The organism is Bacillota bacterium (genome assembly GCA_040754675.1).
Taxonomy (GTDB): domain Bacteria; phylum Bacillota; class Limnochordia; order Limnochordales; family Geochordaceae; genus Geochorda.
The window spans coordinates 1-1,619 of record JBFMCJ010000766.1 but is presented as its reverse complement, the minus strand read 5'-3'; the positions used below and the strand labels follow the sequence as shown (position 1 = coordinate 1,619).

Annotated in this window: 1 protein-coding gene; it reads left to right on the top strand. The window is 65.0% G+C overall.

What is annotated here, in order from left to right; genetic code table 11:
• Positions 1 to 398: 398 nt before the first annotated feature.
• On the top strand, positions 399 to 1,619 hold a 1,221-nt coding region (locus tag AB1609_23400; GenBank protein MEW6049380.1), incomplete at its 3' end, for an ABC transporter permease.

Here is a 1,619-nt window from a genome sequence, read left to right as displayed (position 1 = left end):
AGTGCAGATGCGGCAAGGGAGAAACCGGTCTCTGCGTTCGGTGTCACCTCCACCCACCGGGCACCACCATCTTCCGTCCGCAGGACGGAGGTCCGCGTCACCGCCCAGCCCACAGTGGCGTCTGCCACGATAGCACACTGTTTGGTCGCACTGCAATCCCACCTCAGGGCCGGTTCGCCTGGCGGCCCACTCGTGAACATTGACGGGCGAGGAGGGGGTAGCGTTCCCGGGTCCTCGCGCGCGCCGAGCGTGGGCTGTGGGGGCCTGGGCCGCGTCGCTTGACAAGCACGAGCAGCCCGTATACTTTCGGAACGAGTGGAGCACGTCCCCGCTCTGCGTCTTCCTGTACTGTCCATGGCCGCTTGGGAAGGAGTTGAGGCCACGTTGCAGCGGATCCTCTGGTTCAAAAGGAGTTCATCCAGATGCGGCGGGACCGCCGCACCCTGGCCATGATGATCGTGTTACCCCTGGTGTGGCTGGTCATATTTGGTTACGCTTTCAGCTTCGATATCTCGGACCTCCGGGTGGCGGTGGTGGACGAGAGCGGTACCAATATCGGTGCGCGGCTGGCCGAGGCCATCCTTTCCTATGAGAAGTTCGTGCCCGTCCGGCTCACGGTGCCGTGGGAGGACATCCGGCAGGCGGTCGAGCAGGAAAGGGTCGACATGGCGGTCTTCATTCCCCCCGGCTTCGGTCGGGTGAGCGACGGCAGCACCGATGCCCGCCTCAAGCTGATCATAGACGGCTCCCAGCTTTTCAAGGCCCAGGCGGCCGCCCGCATGCTGCAGCGGGCTATGGAGCCGGTGCAGGACGAGATCGGGGCCGAGGTGCGCGCCCAGGTGGAGGAGGACGTGCGCCGCCGACTCGGAGCCGAACTCGCCCGCCGTACCGCAGAGGCCCGGGAGAAGGCGCAGGCGCTCATGGAATCACGGGGTCCGGCGGTGGCATTACCGGAGGACCTTTTCCGGCCTCCGTCCCTGGCGGACCTGGACTTCGAACCCCCGGTACCCCCGCGGCTGATCCCGGAGATCGAGATCCTTTACAATCCCGACCTCAAGAGCGCCCCCGTGATGATCCCGGGCCTGCTTGGCCTGGTGGTCATGTTCATGACCACCCTGCTTACTTCGCTGGGCATCGTGCGGGAGCGGGAGTTCGGCACCCTGGAGCAGCTGGTGGTGACACCGATCCGGCCGCTTGAACTGGTGCTCGGGAAGCTGCTCCCTTACGTGGCCGTGGCGGCCGTCGACTTCGCCCTGGTGCTCCTGGCAGGTACCTACCTGTTTGACTTGCGGGTGGCCGGCAACCTGTGGCTCTTCTGCGGGCTTACCCTGCTGTTCCTGCTCACCACCCTGGGGCTCGGGCTGCTGATCTCCACGGTGTCTGGGACGCAGCAGCAGGCCATGCAGTTGTCCTTCTTCTGCATCTTCCCCCAGATACTGCTCTCAGGCCTCATCTTTCCCCTCACCTCCATGCCGGAGGCCATCCAGTACATCGCCTACCTGCTGCCGTTCACCTACTTCGTCCCCATCGCCCGCGGCATCTTTATCAAGGGGTACGGGTTGGAACTCCTGTGGCAGCCGGTCGTCGTGCTCGCCGCGTACGGAGTGGCCATGATCGTT